General features: G+C 28.6%; 21 protein-coding genes and 3 pseudogenes. 7 read left to right on the top strand and 17 right to left on the bottom strand.

Annotation, left to right across the window (positions count from 1 at the left end; translation table 11 throughout):
* The first annotated feature begins 60 nt into the window (after positions 1 to 60).
* The 6 genes from AXY43_RS02705 to AXY43_RS02735 all read left to right on the top strand — a co-directional run bounded on the left by AXY43_RS02705 (position 61) and on the right by AXY43_RS02735 (position 5,808).
* A complete protein-coding gene (locus AXY43_RS02705) occupies positions 61 to 243 on the top strand; it encodes a hypothetical protein (RefSeq protein ID WP_241395457.1) in 183 nt (60 codons plus the stop codon).
* Positions 230 to 1,084 carry a putative beta-lysine N-acetyltransferase gene (gene ablB, locus AXY43_RS02710; RefSeq protein WP_105410941.1) on the top strand — a complete coding sequence of 285 codons (855 nt, stop codon included), beginning with the start codon at positions 230 to 232 and terminating at the stop codon, positions 1,082 to 1,084. The genes AXY43_RS02705 and ablB overlap by 14 nt, the downstream gene beginning before the upstream one ends.
* Positions 1,085 to 1,331: 247 nt before the next feature.
* On the top strand, positions 1,332 to 2,912 hold the full coding sequence (locus AXY43_RS02715) for a ClC family H(+)/Cl(-) exchange transporter (RefSeq protein WP_039771399.1): 1,581 nt from the start codon (positions 1,332 to 1,334) through the stop codon (positions 2,910 to 2,912).
* Between the two features lie 583 nt (positions 2,913 to 3,495).
* Entirely contained in the window at positions 3,496 to 4,287 is a 792-nt protein-coding gene (locus tag AXY43_RS02725) for an SDR family NAD(P)-dependent oxidoreductase (protein ID WP_012059135.1), read from the top strand.
* Positions 4,288 to 4,699: 412 nt separating this feature from the next.
* On the top strand, positions 4,700 to 5,428 hold the full coding sequence (locus AXY43_RS02730; protein WP_012059136.1) for a DUF421 domain-containing protein: 729 nt from the start codon (positions 4,700 to 4,702) through the stop codon (positions 5,426 to 5,428).
* A 14-nt stretch (positions 5,429 to 5,442) separates the two neighbouring features.
* Positions 5,443 to 5,808 carry a DUF4363 family protein gene (locus AXY43_RS02735; RefSeq protein WP_105410942.1) on the top strand — a complete coding sequence of 122 codons (366 nt, stop codon included), beginning with the start codon at positions 5,443 to 5,445 and terminating at the stop codon, positions 5,806 to 5,808.
* A gap of 60 nt (positions 5,809 to 5,868) precedes the next feature.
* On the opposite strand, the gene AXY43_RS02740 is transcribed toward AXY43_RS02735, so the two are convergent.
* The 10 genes and pseudogenes from AXY43_RS02740 to AXY43_RS02785 all read right to left on the bottom strand — a co-directional run bounded on the left by AXY43_RS02740 (position 5,869) and on the right by AXY43_RS02785 (position 14,012).
* Entirely contained in the window at positions 5,869 to 6,231 is a 363-nt protein-coding gene (locus AXY43_RS02740; RefSeq protein ID WP_017209146.1) for a DsrE family protein, read from the bottom strand.
* Positions 6,232 to 6,420: 189 nt separating this feature from the next.
* Positions 6,421 to 8,907 carry a CoA-disulfide reductase gene (locus AXY43_RS02745; protein WP_105410943.1) on the bottom strand — a complete coding sequence of 829 codons (2,487 nt, stop codon included), beginning with the start codon at positions 8,905 to 8,907 and terminating at the stop codon, positions 6,421 to 6,423.
* A 704-nt stretch (positions 8,908 to 9,611) separates the two neighbouring features.
* Positions 9,612 to 9,857: pseudogene (locus tag AXY43_RS02755) on the bottom strand (FAD-dependent oxidoreductase); the annotation flags it as partial.
* A 64-nt stretch (positions 9,858 to 9,921) separates the two neighbouring features.
* Positions 9,922 to 10,242, bottom strand: coding sequence for a rhodanese-like domain-containing protein (locus AXY43_RS02760; protein WP_105410944.1), 321 nt, complete (start codon positions 10,240 to 10,242; stop codon positions 9,922 to 9,924).
* Between the two features lie 55 nt (positions 10,243 to 10,297).
* Positions 10,298 to 10,438, bottom strand: a pseudogene (locus AXY43_RS02765) (Crp/Fnr family transcriptional regulator); the annotation flags it as partial.
* 141 nt (positions 10,439 to 10,579) lie between these two features.
* Positions 10,580 to 11,236 carry a 4Fe-4S binding protein gene (locus tag AXY43_RS02770; RefSeq protein WP_105410945.1) on the bottom strand — a complete coding sequence of 219 codons (657 nt, stop codon included), beginning with the start codon at positions 11,234 to 11,236 and terminating at the stop codon, positions 10,580 to 10,582.
* A 459-nt stretch (positions 11,237 to 11,695) separates the two neighbouring features.
* Entirely contained in the window at positions 11,696 to 11,989 is a 294-nt protein-coding gene (locus AXY43_RS02775) for a hypothetical protein (RefSeq protein WP_039771416.1), read from the bottom strand.
* Positions 11,990 to 12,386: 397 nt separating this feature from the next.
* A complete protein-coding gene (locus tag AXY43_RS02780; protein ID WP_341457880.1) occupies positions 12,387 to 13,148 on the bottom strand; it encodes a 4Fe-4S binding protein in 762 nt (253 codons plus the stop codon).
* Positions 13,149 to 13,173: 25 nt separating this feature from the next.
* Complete coding sequence (locus AXY43_RS28610; RefSeq protein WP_241395459.1) at positions 13,174 to 13,506, bottom strand: 4Fe-4S binding protein; 333 nt, start codon at positions 13,504 to 13,506, stop codon at positions 13,174 to 13,176.
* 80 nt (positions 13,507 to 13,586) lie between these two features.
* Complete coding sequence (locus AXY43_RS02785) at positions 13,587 to 14,012, bottom strand: SHOCT domain-containing protein (RefSeq protein ID WP_241397522.1); 426 nt, start codon at positions 14,010 to 14,012, stop codon at positions 13,587 to 13,589.
* Positions 14,013 to 14,276: 264 nt separating this feature from the next.
* Here AXY43_RS02785 and AXY43_RS02790 point away from each other — a divergent pair, with 264 nt between their 5' ends.
* A complete protein-coding gene (locus tag AXY43_RS02790; RefSeq protein WP_105410946.1) occupies positions 14,277 to 15,653 on the top strand; it encodes a DUF2334 domain-containing protein in 1,377 nt (458 codons plus the stop codon).
* 208 nt (positions 15,654 to 15,861) lie between these two features.
* Here AXY43_RS02790 and helD read toward each other — a convergent pair whose 3' ends face one another.
* The 7 genes and pseudogenes from helD to AXY43_RS02825 all read right to left on the bottom strand — a co-directional run bounded on the left by helD (position 15,862) and on the right by AXY43_RS02825 (position 22,404).
* Positions 15,862 to 18,129 carry an RNA polymerase recycling motor HelD gene (gene helD, locus AXY43_RS02795; RefSeq protein WP_105410947.1) on the bottom strand — a complete coding sequence of 756 codons (2,268 nt, stop codon included), beginning with the start codon at positions 18,127 to 18,129 and terminating at the stop codon, positions 15,862 to 15,864.
* A gap of 194 nt (positions 18,130 to 18,323) precedes the next feature.
* A complete protein-coding gene (locus AXY43_RS27490; RefSeq protein WP_185677397.1) occupies positions 18,324 to 18,509 on the bottom strand; it encodes a hypothetical protein in 186 nt (61 codons plus the stop codon).
* Between the two features lie 23 nt (positions 18,510 to 18,532).
* Entirely contained in the window at positions 18,533 to 19,078 is a 546-nt protein-coding gene (locus AXY43_RS02805) for a metal-dependent hydrolase (protein ID WP_039771421.1), read from the bottom strand.
* A 238-nt stretch (positions 19,079 to 19,316) separates the two neighbouring features.
* Positions 19,317 to 19,790 (bottom strand): spore coat protein, encoded by a 474-nt coding sequence (locus AXY43_RS02810; RefSeq protein WP_012059143.1) that lies wholly within the window; start codon positions 19,788 to 19,790, stop codon positions 19,317 to 19,319.
* A gap of 118 nt (positions 19,791 to 19,908) precedes the next feature.
* On the bottom strand, positions 19,909 to 21,324 hold the full coding sequence (locus AXY43_RS02815) for a HAMP domain-containing sensor histidine kinase (RefSeq protein WP_105410948.1): 1,416 nt from the start codon (positions 21,322 to 21,324) through the stop codon (positions 19,909 to 19,911).
* Positions 21,321 to 22,036: pseudogene (locus AXY43_RS02820) on the bottom strand (response regulator transcription factor). The gene AXY43_RS02815 and the pseudogene AXY43_RS02820 overlap by 4 nt, the downstream one beginning before the upstream one ends.
* A gap of 113 nt (positions 22,037 to 22,149) precedes the next feature.
* The gene (locus tag AXY43_RS02825) at positions 22,150 to 22,404 is read right to left on the bottom strand and encodes an SHOCT domain-containing protein (RefSeq protein ID WP_105410949.1); all 255 of its coding nucleotides are present in this window, start codon (positions 22,402 to 22,404) and stop codon (positions 22,150 to 22,152) included.
* Positions 22,405 to 22,600 lie beyond the last annotated feature (196 nt).

Consider the following 22,600-nt stretch of genomic DNA (forward strand, 5'->3'; position numbering starts at 1 on the left):
AATAAATATGTTAACGTTTGAGAGGAGTTTTTAATTTGTAAAAGAAATTATGAAGGTACATTGTGCACCTATACTGAACCTTCTGATAAAAGCCATGAATGCAAGAATTGTGGAATATGTGATAAATTTAAGAAAGACGAATATAAAGGTCTTGAAAAACTCTATAGGGATGAAAGAATTTGTCTGACGCCAAAAAGTAACGTTAGAATGAAAAGGAGAGAACAATTTTATGAGAGCAGATAGATGCGACTTAAACAATGATTATTATACTAAGATAGATCGTACAAAAGCCTTTGTTGATTTAACAAATAAACGTCTAAAAATACTTGATTTAAATGCTATTTCGCTTCAAAGTCTTAAAAGAATAATTCATTTTTCATCAAAACTTCACCTAGGAAAAATTATATGCAATTCTAACAAAGAGTCTTTGGAAGCTTTTGTAAGTGCTGGTTTTGCTATAGAAGGTAGAATTAATGGATATTTTAAAGGTGAAGATGCATTTTGTATGTCTTATTATATTAATAGTGATAGAAATATATGCAGTAATTTTACTCAAAAAGACTTACTCGTAAAGCAATGTCTAAGTTTGCAAAACAGCTATGTATACAATGAAAATAATCAGGTGTATCAAATAAGAACTGCTACTGAAAATGATATTCCTGAAATGATCAAGCTATTTTCTACAGTATTTTTAACTTACCCTACCCCTATATATAATCAAGAGTATTTAAAAGAGACTATGAATAATAAAATTTTATATAAAGTTGCCGTTTATGATGAAAAAATAGTTAGCATAGCTTCAGCAGATATGGATATGAAAAATTTAAATGCTGAAATAACAGACTGCGCTACTTCCCCTGCATATAGAGGTAAAGGGATTCTTGCAAATGTAATCTATTCTTTAGAATGCGATCTTAAAGCTAAAGGTTTCCTTACTTTATATAGTTTATGTAGAGCTATAAACCCTAGTATAAACTTTGTATTAAGTAAGCATAATTATAAATTTACAGGAAGAATGGTAAACAACTGCAATATATGTGGCACTTTTGAAGATATGAATATTTGGGTAAAGAATATTAATTAATAATTGGAGCTTAAGCTTAAATTATAATATATTTAATAAGAACTAATTGACTGCTTTTTCAGTTTTAGAGAAAAGGCAGTCTTTTTTATATTTATAAACTAGTGCAAATTTGTTATGAATTATTCACCTTTAATAAAATTAAAAATCACATTAACTATTAACATGTTCTCATACATATGATAACATATATATGTTTGTATAATTATATAGCAAATAATTTTCATATAAATAAATTGGAGGAATAGAAATGGAAAAAAAACAGAGTACCTATAGCACTTTGTTTCATTGGCATAGTTTTAAATTAAAACTTGTATTTGAAGGAATATGCATAGGTATGGTCACTGGTTTAGTAATTGTGCTATATCGTTTAGCACTTGAAGAAGCAGGATATCTTTTAAGTTATATTTATAAGCTTATATCAATTAACCCCATTATTCTATTACCATGGATTATGCTGCTGATAATCATTGGCTACATAGTGGGATTGATGGTAAAAAACGAACCTATGATTAGTGGTAGTGGAATACCTCAGGTTGAAGGAGTTTTACTTAGGGAACTAGATATGACTTGGTGGAAAGTCATTCTCGGTAAGTTCTTTGGAGGTGTCCTTTCAATAGGTTCTGGCCTTTCATTAGGAAGAGAAGGTCCTTCTGTTCAATTAGGTGCAGCAATAGGACAAGGATTTAGTAAAGTCTTTAGAAGAATAAAAATTGAGGAAAAATATCTTATTACTAGTGGTGCTAGTGCAGGACTCGCAGCTGCATTTAACGCTCCTTTAGCTGGAGCAATGTTTGCATTAGAGGAAGTTCATAAAAACTTTTCACCATTAATTTTACTTTCTGCACTCTCCTCTGCATTATCAGCAGATTTTATTGCAAGCAGCTTCTTTGGACTAAAACCAGTATTTAATTTTGGAGCTTTTGCTACATTGCCACTAAACTTTTACTTTTATGTAATCATATTAGGTGTAATTGTAGGATTTCTCGGGGTCCTTTTTAATAAAGTTCTTTTAAAGACGCAAAACCTATATATAAAACAAGCTTGGCTAAAAAAAGAATTTAGAATTATAATTCCTCTATTATTATCAGTAGCCCTAGGTCTTTTATTACCAGAAGCTTTAGGTGGAGGTCATGAACTAATAACTTCATTAACTGAATATAAATTTTCTTTAATATTATTAGTTATTATTCTAGTTATTAAATTTTCATTTACTATGGCTAGTTTCGGCTCAGGTGCTCCCGGAGGAATTTTCCTTCCGCTACTTACAATTGGAGCACTAATTGGAAATGTATATGGCGAAGTTCTTATTCACATTGCTCACTTAGATAGCATTTACATAAATAATTTTATAATCTTAGCTATGGCTGGATATTTCGCCTCAGTAGTAAAATCGCCAATAACAGGAACAATCCTAATTACCGAAATGACAGGTTCATTTAACCATTTGCTTGCTTTGGCTATTGTCTCGGTAATATCATATATTGTAGCAGACCTTCTTGCTTCTAAGCCTATATATGAAGCTTTACTAGAAAAATTTCTGCAAAATCAAGGTGATAGAACACCCATTGGCGATAAGATAAATAAAGCTATACTGGAATTTGCTGTATGTATAGGATCGAAGTTAGATGGTAAACAAATCAAAGATGTAAAATGGCCATCTCGCTGTCTCCTCGTAGCAGTTAGACGTGGCGAAAATGAAATAATTCCTAAGGGAGATACTGTTATTTTGCCTGGAGACTATTTAACTGTCTTAACTAATGAGGATAGAGTTCCTAAAATAAATGACACCCTATTATTAATGTCTGAAACTTCTGACACTCTAAAATAAATATATTATAATTTAATTTGTCTTTTAAATAAAAATAAACAGGTATGATTTCTTTATATAAAATCATACCTGTTTATTTCTTTATATGCCGTTCTTTCATATACTAATGTTTCTTTTATTAGACTTTACAAAGTATATAACAATATTCAAGAAGGTAATACTAACTTTACTATTACCCCTAATATAATAAATATAACTATTGGTTTCACATATTCTTGTATTGGTGCTTTATTACGAATAATTGGCGCTATCCAAAGAGTTGATGAAGAATCTCAAATAACCATTTTATAATCAAAAGTCTAATTTATTAGACATATAATACATCTGTATTTTTAATTTCATAATTAAATAGTTTTAAAATAAAATACCGCAAATTCCTATTGTGAACGTGCGGTATTTAAGCTATATTAATTTAATTCATCTATAGATATATTCACTCTATTAATATTTTTGTTAAATATAGAGATAATAATAACGTAACTCTTACATAAATGTATTCATATAAATTGCATTTTTAAGTTTTTATTCAAAAATACAATTTATAAATATCATATACTATACTTAAGTAAATTAAGGTGATCTCATGAAAAAAATTCTAATTACCGGCTGTGGTTCCGGTCTTGGACGTAAAGCTTCATTTGCTTTAGCAAATAGAGGTCATTATGTCTATGCAACAACTCATACTGAAGAACAAGCCAATGAAATTAACTCTTTCAATAAAAAATATAACCTTCCTATTGAAAGCTTTAAATTGGATATTTTAAATAGCAATGATAGATTGAAGATAACTAATCTTGAAATTGATGTTTTAATAAATAATGCAGCCATTGGAAATTCAGGTTCAGTGGCTGAAGTGGATTCTGATATATATCGGGAAACTTTTGAAACAAACGTTTTTTGTCCAATTGAATTGACTCAACTTGTATTAAAACAAATGATTCCTCGAAAAAAAGGAAGGATAATTTTTGTATCATCTTTGGCTGGACGCTCCCCCATTCCATTTTTATCTCCATACTGCGCAACTAAATTTGCACTGGAATCCATATGTCCGTCTTTAAACGAAGAGCTTAAAGAACTTAAAAATGTTAATATTCCTGTAATATTAATAGAGCCAGGAAGCTATGCTACTGGATTTAATCAAAAAAATATATCAAAACAATTTAATTGGATGAAGATTCATTCTTATTTCAAAAATAATATACATTCCCTAGAAAACAAGCAATATACATACTTTAAGCTGACAGAATCCACTAATTTTGATTCTATTATAGATAAATACATAAAAGCAGTAGAAGACAGATATCCAAAGGAAAGATATGTATCCCCTTCAAGCCAAGGTGCTTTCATTAAAATTAAAAACATCCTAAAAAAATAACTAAAAAAACCAATAGAACTTAGTAATTCATTATATCGGTTCTATTGGTTCTTAAAAATCAAAAATAACTCTTATGTTATATATTTATATATGTAAATTCCAAAATAGTAAACAGAAATTATTATGATAGCAATGTTGTAAGGCTAATTTTTCTTTGGTTCCTTTAGTTTTTTCTATCAATGCCTTTCCAATTGTTCCTGTAGAGATAGCGTGGAAACAATAATCTATAAAAGTAAAAATCGATATAAGCCATACACGTCCTAATGATCCCTTCTCGGTTTTTATGTATTTATTTGCTACCTCCGAAAAACCTTTTATTCTTCCGGAACTACATAAAAATTAATTTAACAGTATAAAATATGATTCAAGTAGAATAATAAATATATCCTGTTAAGATCGGAGGTACTGATAATTGAATGAAGGATTAGTAGTTTTTGTGCGTGCTATTATTGCATTCTTTTCTTTACTTATTTTCGCAAAGATACTTGGAAAACAACAAATAAGTCAACTGACATTCTTTGATTATGCCCTTGGAATAACAATTGGATCAATTGCTGCAACTCTTACTACGGACTTATCAAGCAGGGCATGGCCTCATTTTGTTGGATTGCTTACTTGGTGTTTACTTGGATATTTAATGGAGTACATTACCGAGAAATGGAGATACGCTGCAAAATATATCGAAGGCGAACCTACAATTGTAATTATGAATGGCAAGATAATGGAAAGTGCATTAAAAAAAATGAAATATACAGCATCAGATCTCATGGGACTATTAAGAGTTAAAGATATTTTTGATTTGTCTCAAGTAGATTTTGCAATTATTGAGCCAAATGGCCAATTATCTGTTCTAAAGAAACCAGAGTATGAACCTTTAACACCTAAGGATATGAGTATTCAAAAAGAACCAAGCGGTATAAGTACTGAACTCATATATGATGGAATTCTTATAAATGAAAATTTGAAACAACTTAATAAAACTGAAAAATGGCTTATGAATCAACTAAAAATTCATAAAGTTAAGGATGTTTCAGAAGTATTTCTTGCGACCTTAACTCCTTCTGGCTCCTTATATATAGACAAATATGATGATCATATGGTAAAAGTAACTGATATTGGTGATTATAAAGGACCATATTAAAGGAGGAATTTATCATGAGAAAATTTTTAGTAATATCGATACCTATAGTTGCACTAATTTTTTTTGTATTAATCATGCTTAGTGGCAATATTTTGAAGGAACCTATTGGCAATGATGATAACATTCCTGAATCAATACAGCTACTTATACAGGATATAGAATCAGGAAATTGGGAAAGTGCCAATATTAAAACAGACAACCTCTCTAATTCATGGAAAAAAATAGCCAAAAGAGTTCAATTTAGTTCTGAAAGAGATGAAATAAATCAATTTGATATATGCATCTCACATCTTCGCGGTGCCATAATGGCTAGAGATAAATCCAGTTCACTTATTGCTTTAAATGAGGCTTATGCTCATTGGAATGACCTTGGAAAATAAATATTAGAGCTTTTCTAAATGAATAATCTGCTTGTTAAAATACATAAAACTATAAATTATTCATGGTTTTATGTAACTATAGCCGTCACTTTGCTTATTTACAAGTTCCAAAATTCCGGTAGGAACAATATCTACAAACGACATTAAATCTTCCTTTTTTATACTATAAGATTTTAACGCATTGTTACACGCAACAAACTTAATCCCTTTATGATCTAACTCTTTCATTTCACTGCTAATCCTTAAATCTAATTCATTATCGTAAGCATAAGCCTTTACAGCTTCTGAATTTGCTAAAATTTCAATATTAAAATTGTTAGTATTTATAGCCTCCAATAAATTATTTGTATTTTTTAGGACTATACTCCATTTACTTAGTTCATCTATATGAAATATAACTTTATATTCTAAAATGATAGTCATCTCCTTTTAAAAATATACTATAAGCTTCATATATCTTTATTTTTCAATTAATAATATGAAGCCTATAAAGATTTTATATGGAATTTTTTAAGCACTTTTTTATTTTCCATATTGTATTTTTTCACAAAGTCCATTTTCTTACTAAACTCTATCCTTAAATATAATATCAAGAATAGCAGATATTATATACTATATAAATAAATTTAATCCAGAATCTTCTGTTGCCCCCAGATATGAAGCAACTCCACCTATTTCAACTCCATCAATAAATTCTTCTTTTTTTATTCCCATTAAGTCCATACTCATTGAACATGCAACAACTTTAACACCCATGTCTATGGCATTTTTTATTAAAGTTTCTAGGTTATCGACATTATGCTTTTTCATTATTTGCTTTATCATTGCAGGTCCCATTCCCATCATGTTCATTTGTGATAACGGTAATTTTCCAGGATGAGCTGGTAACATAACGTCAAACATTTTTTCCATCATATCCTTAGAAACACTAGGCTTATCTGCACTCTTTAGTATATTAAGCCCCCAGAATGTAAAGAACATAGTAACTTCTTTCCCCATAGATGCTGCTCCTGTTGCTATTATAAATGAAGCTATTGCTTTATCTAAATCTCCACTAAATACAACCAATGTTGCTCCATTCTTTTCCACAACATTTGGTGAAGAAGCATTTTTCATTAAGTCTGATGATGTTCCCTTTTGAATATATGCTATGAAGGCCTTTTCTTTATTATCAAATTCAGATTTTAATAAAGTATTTCCTGTTGAATCACACCATGATTTTATGTCTTTTGTAAATCCAGGATCACTTGCTTTAACTTCTAATATATTGCCATCTTCCATCTTCTTAATTTCTTCAAATACTCTTTTTATTGGACCTGGACATTGGAGACCGCATGCATTTAACGTAGCATTTGCATTTATTTCTGTTATATCTAGATCTTCTAATTTCATTACAGCCACCTCATCTTTTATTTCTTCATTATTTTCATATTGATTTTTAATGCTTTCTTCTGCTCTTTTTACATATAGATATGTCTTTACACCACCATCTATATTTGCGCACCGTATTCCATTTTGTTCTAGAATTCTGCAAGCAACATATCCTCTAAGTCCAACCTGACAAGTTACGTATATGTTTTTATCTTTTGGAATTTCATTTAATCTACTTCTTAATTGCCCAAGAGGAATATGAATAGAATTATCAAAACCTCCCGTAACTAATTCGAACTCTTCTCTAACATCAATTATTAATGATTTTTCTTTGTCTAATTTATCTATTTCGTTCCATTGAATTGTTTTCTCGAATCCTTCAATAATATTTGATGCATAGTATCCAAGCATATTAACAGGATCTTTTGCTGAATTATATGGAGGTGCATAACAAGGCTCAAAATCTTGTAAATCAAAGACTGTAAAATTTCCTTTAATAGCAGCTGAAAGTACATCTATTCTTTTTTCAACTCCATCAAGACCTACACCTTGAGCCCCAAATATTTTTCCTGACTTTGGATCAAATAGCAATTTAAAAGCTATTGGGAATGATCCAGGGTAATATCCAGCATGAGAACCTGGATGAATATGAATAGTCTCGTATGCTATCCCCAATCTCTTTAGTATCTTTTCGTTATTACCTGTTGTTGCTACCGTATAGTCAAACACTTTTGCAACTGATGATCCAAGAGTTCCTTTGTATTCAGTATTTTTTCCACATATATTATCTGCTACTATTCTTCCTTGTCTATTAGCTGGCCAAGCAAGTGGAATCATTGTTGGCTTTTTATTTACAAAATCCATAACTTCTACGGCATCTCCTAATGCATAAATGCTTGGGTCAGAAGTTTTCATAAATTTATCAACTACTATGGCGCCTCTTTCATTTAAGTTAAGATTAGCTTCTCTTGCTATTGTTGTTTCTGGCTTAACACCAATTGATAATATAATCATATCAGTTGTGATTTCTTTTCCGCTACTTAGTATTATCTTTTTACCTTTACTCTCGAATGCAGACACTCCGTCTTTTAATATTAATTCTACATTTTTATCAATTAAGTGTTCATGTATTATACTTGCCATTTCTATATCTAGAGGAGCCATTACCTGCTCACCTGCTTCTACAAGTGTAATATCAATTCCTCTAGCATGAAGATTTTCGGCCATTTCAAGTCCTATAAATCCACCTCCGATTACAGTTACATGTTTAGGCTTGTTGTTATCTACATAAGATTTAATTTTATCTGTATCTGGTATATTCCTTAAAGTAAATAAATTATCACATTCATTTATCCCAGGTATCCCTGGTTTAAGTGGAGCTGCGCCTGGAGATAAAACCAAAATATCATAAGTTTCTTCATATTCCTCATTTGTTCTATAATTCTTTATTTTAACCTTTTTATTTTCTTTATCTATACTTATAACTTCATTTAAATTTCTTATATCTAAATTAAACTTGCTACTCATTTCTTCTACTGTTTGAACTATTAATTTTCCTCTTTCATCAATAGTTTCTCCTATATAATATGGAAGTCCACAATTAGCAAAAGATATGTATTCACCTTTTTCCACCATAATTATATCAACATTTTCATCTAGCCTTCTAAGTCTAGCTGCTGTAGATGCACCACCTGCAACGCCACCAACAATAATAATCTTTTTATTCATAAGAATCTCTCCTTTTAATTAACTAACTAGTATTGGAAATCATAAAATTGCTATTCTTTTATATCTTCAAGATATATTCATTAATCTAGTTTTCTGCATTGCAATATATCTTAATTTAAGTTTAATTTATATAGTTATTATTGTCTGTGACTTTATCACACATATGACTTTTTAGATTATTCTTTTGAAAATTGTGTTATATTTTTATCCTGTTTAATGCTGCAACCTATATATATTGTGCAATATTATAATAAAATTTCTGTATATTAAAACAGGTAGTCTAACCACAATTTAGACTACCTGTTTTGCACATTAATTCTTATGCTACTGTTTATAAATATGCATTTACTTTATTTGTTATATTTTATTCTAACATAAAACCTGCTAAGTCTTCTACAGGAATTCCATCTTTAAGCTACATTAAACCTACTATTAATAACCTTGAGTCGTCTTACTCTTATCTAACAGTTTAGATACACCAGACTTTTCCTAATTTTCTATCTCATTAGTGGCTTCTTGAAAAGTCATTCTTTGCCCTACAAGTATATCTACCATAATATATTTCTGAAATAAATGTTCTAAACTAACTCCACCAGTAGCTTCTTCTAATGCATCATCAACTAATGGAGTAATATATCCAATCCAATCTTAGGTATTCCGCTAAGTTTTGTAATCACTCCATGATGAGAATTAAATTCTATTGTTAAATCTTTATTTACTCTCGCTTGAATATTATATTGAACTAGAAATTTTTCTGGACTCATTAAAACCAATCTATCAGCTTCATCTATTAACCCACTTAAATGATATGGTAATGCACAATTTGAAAAAAATACATGTGGTCCTCTTTCAAACATTATTATTTCATCTTCTTCACTAAGCCTTCTAAGTCTTGCTGCAGCTGATGCTCCCCCTGCAACTCCTCCAACTATTAATATTTTCTTCTTCATAATCACAAACCTCCTATTTAACTCATAAATTCTTATTTAAATCGTGAAATTTCCTGAGGCTAAACTATTTTCTTTTAGTTCCTACATATGATCCAATACCCCCTGAAACATTAACAACATTAAATCCTTGACTTGTAAGTGTATTGCAGGCTCTTGCACTTCTGCCGCCTGATTGACACATTATGTAGTATTCTTTACTTTTATTTAGGTATTTTTTTGGCTCATTTAAAAGTTTACCCATTGGTATATTTTTAGCACTTTTTATACTACCACCTTTATACTCATAATCTTCTCGAATATCTATCAACTCAACCTTCCCTATTAACCCATCAATATCATTTACATTTATTACTCTTCCATTATCTTTCTTAAATAATCCAAACATTTTAATTCCTCCTCAAAATTTATCCTAATAGTTTTCTTTAATTCCTCATATTTCATTAACTTTTTAGCATTTCATTTAAATCCTTTAGTACTATTATTCTTCCTCTCTTAATTTTTATATATCCTCTTTTTTCAATGCTTTTCAAATTCCTGCTTATAACTTCTCTTACCGAATCAACTTCGAAAGCTAATTCACTTAATAGCTCCACAAACTTTATTGCTAAAATATAATAAAACAAATTCCATTTGAAACTCTTTTCTAAGGCTCCAATGAAATTTATACATTTGGGTATGCAATTTTTAATTTTGTACCTTAAATCAGAATCATTTTTCTATTCTTATTTTATAGTAATTTTATTATACCCTATTGCCTTTTTAGGGCATGCTGTTGCACACTTTCCACATTGAATACAATCTGGATGACTTAATATATCACCTTTATAATCATATGGCACTAAACCTATTGGACATTTCTTTTCACAAATTTTACATGAAACACATGAAGATGATACATGCAATACTTTTTTACTTTTTCTAAATTTTCCTGTAATTGATGCTAGAGTTCCCATAGGGCAAAAGTTGCACCAAGTTCTATGATTGTATACTAATGATAATGCTATACCTATTATCGTTGTTACAACAATCAACCTATAGAATACCATTCCTATGCCGTAAAGGTCACCCCAATTTTTATATACACCTGAAGTAAACACACTCATCATTACTGTTAGTATTATAGCTCTAAAATAATATGACTTAAAAAATTTAGGTGGTATTCTTTTATTACTAAATTTTGAAACTACATTATCATAAAAATTTCCTCTTGGACATAAATTCCCGCACCAAAATCTCCCCTTATAAATAGATACAATTATCGGTACTATCATACAAACGGCTGCAACTACAGCAAATCTTAAATCAAACATACCTAATACTATAAATGCTATTAATAGTGTAAATGAATACTTCTTCCATAACTTTGAACTTTTTTCCATTATTATCCTCCCCGAATTCACTATAATTATTTCATATAAATTTTATATTGTTTAAACACTTCTTCTTTATTCTATTAAATCATTCTATAATTCTCTGTAACTTTGTCACGAACTATCATAAATTTTGAATATAAAAATGATAACCTGCCATTTAATTTAAAATAGCAAGTTTATCATTAATAAATAATTAAAATAAAAATATCAATCCAATGTCCTTTTAAAATTTTTAATTCCATTTTTCCTGTATGATGCTAAAAATATATCCATCTCTATCATTTAGCGCTTCAAAGCTATTATACATTTTTAAGAAACTCGCTTCCTTTCTTAATACTAAGGATATAATCTTTTAATCATTCTAGGAATAAGTATTTTTTACATTAAACATCTACTTTAATATAATTCCTCCACAATCTCTAAAAACAAAACAGGCTGTGGAGGTAGTTCAATCATTTATGATGATTAGCAAAACTCTAGCCGTAACAACATTTGATTTTGTATTGCTTGGCTATCTCTGACATCATAAAAAGTGAATTCAATTTTACCTTCATTGTTCTTTGGGATATCTTCTAAACTTTGGCGAACTAAAGAAATATAAGCATCATCAAATCTATATAATAATACAGATGCCTTTACAGAATTTTGCTGTTGGTTTGCTGTTTGAGCATGGGCTTCTTTATAGCTATTTGAAAATATCATAGTAAAAATAAAAACTACTAATTCTATAATTAATAATATCTTTTTCAATAGTTTCATTTAAATCTCTCCTTTTATCTAACATTACTATTATCTATAAATGCGCAAATACTTATTAAAATTAAATTTTAAACACATGTATTAAATCGAATATACCAATAAAAAAATCGCAGGCGACTGTGGAGCCGTAGATTTTTTTTACGCATCTGCCTTTCCGAACGCATGTGAGGAAAATCTGGCAGGCGAATAAGATTTCTTTTTTATTCTTTTTCTATACAAAAACTAATTAAATAGCCTTCTTCATAAGTTATCCACAGATTCTATTACATTATAAATTCCTATAGAATAAAAAAACAGCAGCAATAGAGCTACTATTTTCTAAATCTATTTAATAATAAAACTTCGTAATTCCTGCTACAAGTGTTCCTTGTTCTTTCTGTATCATCACTTAATTTGATTATCTTAACTTTTCCCTCGCCCCTTCTACATCAAAATCAAGAATTGTATTTTTAATATCTTTTAATTTAGTATCTTTTAAAATAGATTCTGGTAAATCAAGTTTTTTATACACTTCATTTATATGCATACTTAATCCAATTGATAATTCCTCCAAAGTCATATACCCTTTTATTTCTTCTGGATTTATTTTTGTTTCCGAAGTTATAGGCGGCGGCGTAATCTCATATATTCCCATAAGTTTTGTGATTCCTATTCCTCCAAAGAATAGTACAAAAACTAATGATAACACAAACACTGGTTTAATGGATTTATTACTAATCTTAAATTCTAATGTATTATTTTTATGACATGAAAGTATACAGCTTTGGCAATTAATACATTCAGCAGATTTAATTTCCTTAAGTTCAGAAACTTTGATATTCACAGGACAGTTTTTATTGCATATCCCACAATTAACACAAGTATTCTCATTTCTTATGATTTTTGATGGACTTAATTTTGAAGCTATTCCATAAAATGCACCCATAGAACAAAGATATTTACAGAAAAATCTATCATATAATAATGAACCAATTAAAATAACTATTAAAATAATTAAACCAATTGAATATTCGTCAATTAAAGATTCAAATCCTGCAGATGCATGTCCATATGCAGCCCAAGGATCATATGGATTTACCCATAAACCAGCAGTTATCCAAGCAAAATACAATGTAACTATGAGAATAATATATTTAAGGTATCTCAAAGGCTTGTCCATGCTTTCTGGAATAATAAATCTTTTTCTAAATACTTTTTTTTCCTATGACTCCAAAGAATTCTTGAAGTGCTCCAAATGGACATATAAGCCCACAAAAACTTCTTCTAAAAATTAATGCTATAATCAATGTTATTACAAAAATAATTATTGTACCTGAAAATATTTTATCTATAAATGTTCCTCCAAAAATTAAGTTGTAAAGTGACTCTAATCCTCCATAAGGACACAAAGCATGTATAGATGGTTCCTTACCTCCTCCTCCTAGAAGCTGGTGGAGATAAGCTTCTACAGTACTATGTATCAAAAATATCGCAAGTAGAATATAACGTAGACTTTTTAAAACTTTATTATTTGGCATTTATTTTCCCCCCTAATACTTTTTATTTGTTTCCATTCAATAGTTTTTATGAATTTATATTCTCTTTATGAAAAGCAATTCTATTTCCTAAGTTTAAACTCATCATAGGATAATCCCCTTTTAGCAAGTCTTTCCTTTGTAATATTATCAATATTAGTACTTTCAATTTCATTCTTAATGCAAAAAAACTCTTTGGTGTCTACTTCACAGTGTGCATATCTTTTTAGAAGTATTGTAATATAGGGATTAGAATCCTTTGTATCTTCAATAATAGCTTTTCTTTCTATATATTCATCAGCATTAATTATTCCTAAAGCATATTTTTCTTTAAGAATATCAATTAATCTTATTAAATATGGATTTTCAATTTTCTTATTTCTAAATAGAACAAATAAGAAAACTGCAAAAATTATAAAAACAAATATTAAAATATCTGAACCCCAAAAGCCATATCCCATATTATAACCATACCCATTTCCAAATCCCATATGGTATTCATATCTCATAAAATCACCTCCGTCTACATAATTGAGAATAAAATAGTTATCGAATGAATAAATGCTCTTAATTTTCAGCTGCACATATTCTGAAGAATATACATTGTCGTATTCTTCAGAAATATCTATTAAAAACATTTCCAAGACATTCAAAATATTTAAGTATTTGAATATTCTATTTGCTTTGCATATATTTATGACAACTATTTGCCACAAACTTGTAGTAGTATATTTTTTGGAAATTATTTTATTAATAAAGAGGCGAAAAAATTTATGCAGAAGAAAAAGAAAGTATCCATTTTTTTAATATTATCAATATCTTTATCAGTTTTTATATTCTTTCATCCACTTTTTTACTACAAGTTTTTAGATAAGGATTTAACTGTTATAAACAATACTGTATATGCTAGTTCACTTCCAGATAATACTTTTAAAAGCACATATACTCCAAAAATCAAATTCGAAGATAGACCTGTAACAAAGGTTAACAGCATAAGTTTAAATATTTTAGATGAATCTAATATTACTAATGTTCCTATGCTGCTTAAATCACAGAGATACTATATACCACTCAATTTTATTTGTAATAAACTCAACTATACTATTGATATTTCAAATAATGAAATTTCTTTATCTAACAAAGATAATACAATTTCTTTAACTGAAAATTCTTATACTAAAAATTCTAGGACAGGCTCTCTTCGTGGGGATCTGATAAATAATGATGGCGTTAACTATATTTCTATTTCTGATATAGAGGAACTTTTTAATTTAATTGCTATTTTTGACTTTAAAAACAATAATATAAGCTTACTTGATAACAGCGTCTCAATACCTAAAAACTCTTCAATATCTTATAGTGATAAAGTTGCTTTAATAAGATTAGAAGATTTCGGATGTGGAGGTAATTATTCTAGTGATAAAAATCAAACAAAAATAAAATTAATGGCGAATCTTTTTTATTCACAAGGAATGAAATATCACGTTAGCTGGATTCCTAGATTTAAATCTCCTACTGAGAATATTGATAATGATTTATTGACAACTGACAATATAACAAATGTTGGATTTGTCAATCTATTAGATTATCTCATTAATAAAGGTGGTGAAATAGGACTGCATGGTTATACTCATCAACATGATGATGAAAAAAGTGGACCTGGTAATGAAATGACTAAAGATGTGAATAATACAGTTGATCAAGTACGTGATATAGTCGAAAAGGGAATTGATACTGCAAGTGCTTTAAATATTCCTATTTCTTACTACGAAAGTCCTCATTATGGGGAAACTGAACTTCAAAGAAACGTTATTGAAGATTATTTTCAATTTATATATGAACCTTTCGACAGTACACGAAACAATATATATAATTTAGATGACTACCATTTATTTGTTCCAACACCTTTAGGATATGTACACAATTCAGACCCTACATCCATAACTGATGGGCTTAATAATGATGATCCTGATATACTTCATAGTTTTTATTATCATCCATTTGTTGAATTAAATTATATACATTTTAATATTGATGATAATAAACTTAATGTAACCTATGATGAAAATTCTCCGTTGCAAAAAATAGTTAAAACTCTTAAATCCGATAATTATGTTACAGTTCATATTGATGAACTTATAGATAAATAAATTCAAAAACTTTCAAATTTATTTATTTCTCTTTTTTACTTAATAAAGATTATTGACATATGCCACTAATAATATAATCATAATATATAAACGGCATATGTTAATAATCTTTTATTATATAATCAACCTAAACTTCTATAACTTTAAGTAATGTATTAGCCTATATGTTCTTTCCTTTCCAGTAACTTTTATAGCAGATAAATTCTCTCTAAATTAAATTTGTAGCTTCATCTTTTATTATTATATATTCTAAATGTAATGCCCTAGTTAAAGAAACATATAATAACCTTTCATCTAAAATGTTTTCTTTATAGTTGTCTTCACTTGGATTCAATATTATTGTACAATCAAACTCCAATCCTTTTGTTAAATATGATGGGATTATTATTAGATCTTCTGCTATTTCTTTTTCCTTGCCTAATATTAGTTCAAAATTATATTTGCTTTTTCCTTTTAGAAGTTTGTATATCTCTTCACCTTGTAACATATTTTTTGTAATTATTGCTACTGTTCTTTTTCCGTGGTTCTGCACTTCATTAATGATTTTCTCTATAGCTGAAATATACTCATATCCACTCGAAATTTTTACTATTCTAGGCTTTTCACCATGTCTTAAAACTGGTTTAGCATCCTTTAGTCCTAAGTTTTGAGATTGTAATGTTTTCTTTGCAAAATCAATTATTTCAACTGTTGATCTATAGCTTTGCGTCAATTGAATGTAGGTTGCATTTCCTTCAAATACTTGTTTGGTTATATCTTCCCACGTCTTTAGACCTTTATAATAATAAATACCTTGAGCTAAATCCCCTACTAAGGTTAACGCATTACCTTTAGCAAAACTATTAACTAAATATACTTGGAATGGGCTATAATCCTGAGCTTCATCCACTATAATATATTTAAATTTTTCTTCCTCATCAATTCCTTCAAGTAAAATTCTTATATATGCAAGAGCTGGCAAGTCATCTTCATCGATTATATTCTTCTCAAAATTACTATTAAATTCTTCCTTCATATAATCTGCCAATACCTTAGGAATCTTACTTCCAGTTGCTGTTTCAAATAATTCATCATTATAAAAATTATAATAGATATCTCTAGAATTTATATCCTTCCAATCTTTAAAGTAATTATTAAATTCCTTTTTACCGTTAGTTTTTACATTTTCCTTTATTTTGTCTCTCTCTTCATATCGACTTATAAGCAATTTTCTTCTTTCCAGTGAATCTTCATTTTCTCTTCTTATTTCTCTTATTTTCTTTTCCCATTCATTATCTATTTCTATTAATAGGCTTTCTATTCTTTCTTTTATTTTCAAATTTAAATATCTTTTTATCTCCTTTTTTCTTTTGTTAATAGGATAAGCTTTTAAATCTTTTATATATAACCTCATTATTTCTTTTTTATGAAATAATATCTCATTTCCAACTTTAATATCTTCAATATGAATTGCATCTCTTTCCATTAATGCTATATATCTATCAAGCATTGTTTTAAATAGCATGGTTCCTTTAACTTTGCTTGAATTTACAATAAGCTTTTTTAGATTTTCATCATTTTCTTCTATTATCTTTAATAATTTTTCATCCTTATTATAAACTTTTCCTTTTAGTTTTAACTTTGATAATACCATTTCCTCAAAAGTACTTTGATTTACTTCTTCCGCTCCAAGGCTAGGTAAAATATCTGAAATGTAACTTAGAAATAGTTTATTAGGAGCTAAAACTAAAATTTCATCTCCACTCATGCTTTCTTTATATCTATAAATGAGATAAGCTAACCTGTGTAACGCTATTGTTGTCTTACCCGAACCTGCTGACCCCTGTACTATTATAGGCAGATTTTTAGGCCATCTTATTATTTCATTTTGTTCTTTCTGAATTGTTGCAACAACTTCTTTTAGCTTTTTCCCACTGCTTTCTTCAAGATTTATCTTTAAAAACTCATCAACTAAATTTTGTCCTTCTTCTTCATTTATAATGATGTTATTTATTCCTTCATCAAATACTTTTTCTATATCACTATTCTTATATAAAAATTTTCTTTTTAATTCTAGCTTTCCTTCAACTATTCCTTGTGGTGCTTTGTAATACGCATCTCCACCAGTTCCGCTATAATAAAGATCCGCAACTGGAGCTCTCCAATCAACAACAATTTCTTCTCCATCTTTGCTATTACTTATACCTTTTTTCCCAATGTATATACTTTCAGTAAACCCCATATTTTCTCTAAAGTCTACTCTACCAAAATAAGGCTCTATTAAAGACTCTTCATATTTCTCAATATCTTGAGATAAATAACTAAATATTCTTTCATTAGCCTGCTTTTCTTCACTAAAGCTCTTTACTTGTTTATTTAAAGTTTTAATTTTTTCCCCTACTTCTTCAAATTTTTGTTTCTTTTCTTTTAATTCTTGTTTTATTATATCTTTCTTCTGCAGTAATACGTCTCTTTCTTCATTCAAAATTGTATCCATATTTACACACTATATAATGACAGGTAGCAAAATTCATTATACTTTTCCTTCCATTAAGATAAATTACTATAATTAGGTATTATACCATAATATCTCGAATTAATAATTTAAATTTTCTAATAAATTTTCACTTCTAGATCAATGTATATTATTTTACTAAATACAGTCAGAACTACTCGCTTGCAGTTGGTTTTTTAAACACCAAAACATAAAATTAAAAACTCAATTAATTTCTTATTGGAATCACTTGAGTTTTTAACGTTCTGTAAATATAATATTACTTCGAGTACTTTACTCTTATCTAAAAGTTTAGATATACCAGATGTTTCCCAATCTTCTATCTTACTAGTTGCTTCATCAAAAGTCATTTCTTTCCCCACAAGTATACCTATCATGATTAACGCTATAACTTTCCTTTATTTAAAAAACATTTTATTTGCCTTCTCCTAAAAAGTCTTATAAAGAAATATGCAATAATAGCAAAGCCTATTAATTCAGGTAAATAATAAGTTGGATCTGTGATAAGTCTAACAATATCGCTATTTACCCAATTACCTTCTGGTCTTGCAGGAAACTTCCATCCCAAGTATGGCCAAAACAATATATTAGGATATAACCACATGCTATCTAATACTAAATGAATAGAACTGGCGATACCCAAGAATAAAATATTATTTTTTCCATTTCTATTTATCATATATATGCCTATCAAAATCAGAACTAGAGAAAACATCAAGGTATGTCCAAATATTCGGCTATTATGAAATACACTGCGAAATACCCCAGCACCAATTGGCTTATCAATAATATCAGGTAATATTGATCCAATCAAAACATATCTATAATCAACAAAAACTTCCTTGCCACTTAACTTATTATCTTTATGTAAAATCACCTCATATGCCTTTATCGCTTCAGTTGTTAACCCCAAATGTCCAAAAAAAATCATTCATTTTCCTCCATTATTATAAAAACTATTTTTTATCGGTTCTAGTTTTTTAATTACAATATAATCTATTTTTTTGTTACAACTAATTTAACAAAATAACTTTTCATTAAATTTTATCACTAAAACTCTTATGTAGTCAATTTTACCCTATAAAACATAGATATAAATTATTAAAAGTACAAAAAAACTCAGCCTAAAAAAAGCTAAACTTTCTTATACTTTTAATAATGTTTTTTAATTATTGAACATTATACATGCCTTTACTCTCCATATACTTAAATATAGATTCTCCATGCTTTTGTTCTTCTTTTTGTATATGATTTAATACATCTCGTACTTCAGTATCCTTGAATTCAAAAATTGCAGTATCATAAGCTCCTGACACATATTTTTCTGTCATTAATAAATCTGAGCATATTTCCTTATCTGACAAATTACTTGTAGTACTTTGAGATTTATTTATATCTTGATCAACACCTTGCTTTTGTTGCCCACCTTGTTGTTGATTCATCTGAGGAACATTGCCACTTAATAACTGATTAATTGTATTAAGATGGCTCCTTTCAATTTGCTCATTATTCTTGCAAATTTGTTTCAATTGTGGATCTTGTACCTGATTAGCATAATTTGAATATTTTTGTATACAAATTTCTTCATGACTTTTCTGGTCTTCTAGTAACATTTTTTCTTTTTGCGTTAAATTTACTTGCATAATAAAACACCTCCATTTTTATTCTTTGAAAGTGTTCTATTTTTTATTCATTTATAATTAAAATTTATCTTCCTCTTCTTTTAAATCGCTAAAGCTATATTATAACTTCTTTGACCAGTTATAATTGATGGTTTAACGGAAAATGAATAGTAAATTTAGTACCTTGATTAATTTTACTCTCTAAATATATATTCCCTCCATGGGCTTCAACTAACGCTTTTGTGATTGTAAGTCCTATACCTGATCCTCCAGTATTTTTATTTCTTGATAAATCACTTCTATAAAACCTCTCGAAAATATAAGGTATATCTTTTTCAGGTATTCCAATCCCATTATCAATAACTTTAATGACTACATTCTCATTTTCCTTTTTTAATTCAACTTTTACTTTTCCGTTAGGTTTTAGATATTTGTAAGAATTTGAAAGCAAATTAGTCATAATCTGTTTAAATTTATCCACATCAATCATTGCTACTATATTAGGAGTTATACTGGTATCTAACTCATAATTTTCCTTGCCATAAAGTGGTTTAAAGGTATATATAATTTTTTCTAATTCTTTAGAAATATTAATCCTGCTTTTATTTAATCCTATACTAGTCTGCTCAAGTTTTGATAGATCACGAAGGTCATCAATCATTTTAGTCATTCTATCAATTTCTTCAAAAAAAACTTCAAATCTCTCACTAGTTGGCTGCCAAATTCCATCTGCAAATGCTTCTATATGAGTTTTTAATGTAGTTAAAGGGGTTCTTAATTCATGCGCCATATCTGAAGTTAATCTTTTTCTTAGCATTTCTTGACTATTTAAAGATTCTACAAGATAATTCATAGAATCAGACAGCTCAACTATTTCTTTAGTACTTGAATTTACCACTGCCTTTACATTTAAATTACCCTTTCTCATTTCGTTTGCAGTTTCCGTTATTTTGGCTAAAGGTTTTGATATTTGTCTTGAAATGATTATGCTGATAATAACTCCAAATATTAAAGCTGCAATAGCTGATATCAAAAATGAGTGATTTAATGTACTTATAAACGTTACTGATGCAGAAGATAAATAAGAAGTTCCAAAGTAACCCACAATTATCTTGCCTTCTTCCTTTTCATCAATATTTAGAGGATAATTTTCTTCAGTGTATTCCCCCATGTTTATCCCAGAATAATTACGCATCATTCCAGCCATAGGTCCCATCATGTTTCCATTTCCCATCATTCCTCTATGCTGCAAATAAGATTTTCCTGAAGTATATATTGTATTATCATTTAAATCCCTAATTTCTATATATAATTCCTGTAATTCAGCATACCTTTGAATTTCATCATTATTTATTTGTGAAAAGTTTTTTTGTCCACCATATAGGTCATCTATGATTTTTACTGCATTATCTATTTTTTCTTTGTGTTCATCAACTAAGTAGTCTTTAAATTTATTCCCTACTGTATAATTTGATATAGCACTTGCTAAAATTATCGAACCCAATACTGCTAAAACAAAGCCTAAAGACAATTTCTTCACTAAAGATACCTTCATTTTTTTACCTCATCATTACTCGGAATGAATTTATATCCCATTCCATATACAGTTGTTATATACGTAGGTTCCTTATGATTACTTTCTATTTTTTGACGAATATTTTTAATATAAGAATCAACTGTCCTGTCAAACCCTTCGTAGTTTGCTCCAAAAGCTTTTTCTACTAATTTTTCTCTTGAAAATACTTGTTCTGGATTTGAAAGAAAAATTATTAAAATTTTAAATTCATTGCTGTCAAATTTACAACCACGCCTTGCTTCTTAACTACCATCTTTTTAATATCTACTTCCAAATCTCCGTTATTAAAAATCAAAATATCTGCCATTGGAGAAAAATCTCTGTAAGCTCTCCTTAACAATGCCCTAACCCTTACTACAAGCTCACGAACACTAAATGGTTTTGTTAAGTAATCATCAGCTCCCATCGATATGCCTTCTATTTTCTCGTACTCTTCTGCTTTTGCAGTAAGCATTATAATGGGAACACTCGATATTGCTCTGATTCTATTGCATACTTCTTCACCCGTCATTTTAGGAAGCATTAAATCTAAAACAATCAAATGAATATTTTCGTTACTATATATATCTAACGCACTTTTACCATCCATGGCTGTAATAACATCAAAGCCATCTTTTTCGAGGTATGCCTTTATTACATCTAATATATTTTGTTCATCATCTACAACTAATATTTTGAATTTATTATTCACATTTACACCCCCAACTCTCTTTTTGTGATTATATTATAGTGTAAGCCTATAAAAAAGACTAGAGCTAGACAATAAATTATAAACATCTCTCCACTCTAATCTTAATAATAAACCTAATTCTTTTGTGAAAGTACTGATTTTCTCTTCAAATATTCTTCTTGAGTTATTTCTCCTCCAGCAAATTTTTCATTAAGGATTTTCATTGCATCATTAGATTTATTGGTGTAGTTTTTAAATAATTTAAAAGCAAGCACAATTAATGTAATAAATATTAACATTCTAACTCCAATAGCTAAAAACATTCCCCCATATCCTATAGAGCTTGCTGCCCCAAAACCGCCATATCCTCCAAAACCACTACAAAACATATATAACTTCCTCCTTACACTTATAAATTAATTATTTTCTATGTAACTAATTATATAAGTCAATTATGGAGGAATTATGGAGATTTAGTTAAAAAATCTGGTGCCCGATTAAATCAAAGACAAGTTTCAAAATTTAAAGTAGATTAGTTTTATATAAAAAATAGAAGCCTTTACAAGCTTCTATTTTTCGATGTTA

It is taken from the genome of Clostridium sp. MF28 (assembly GCF_002969175.1).
GTDB lineage: Bacteria > Bacillota > Clostridia > Clostridiales > Clostridiaceae > Clostridium > Clostridium beijerinckii.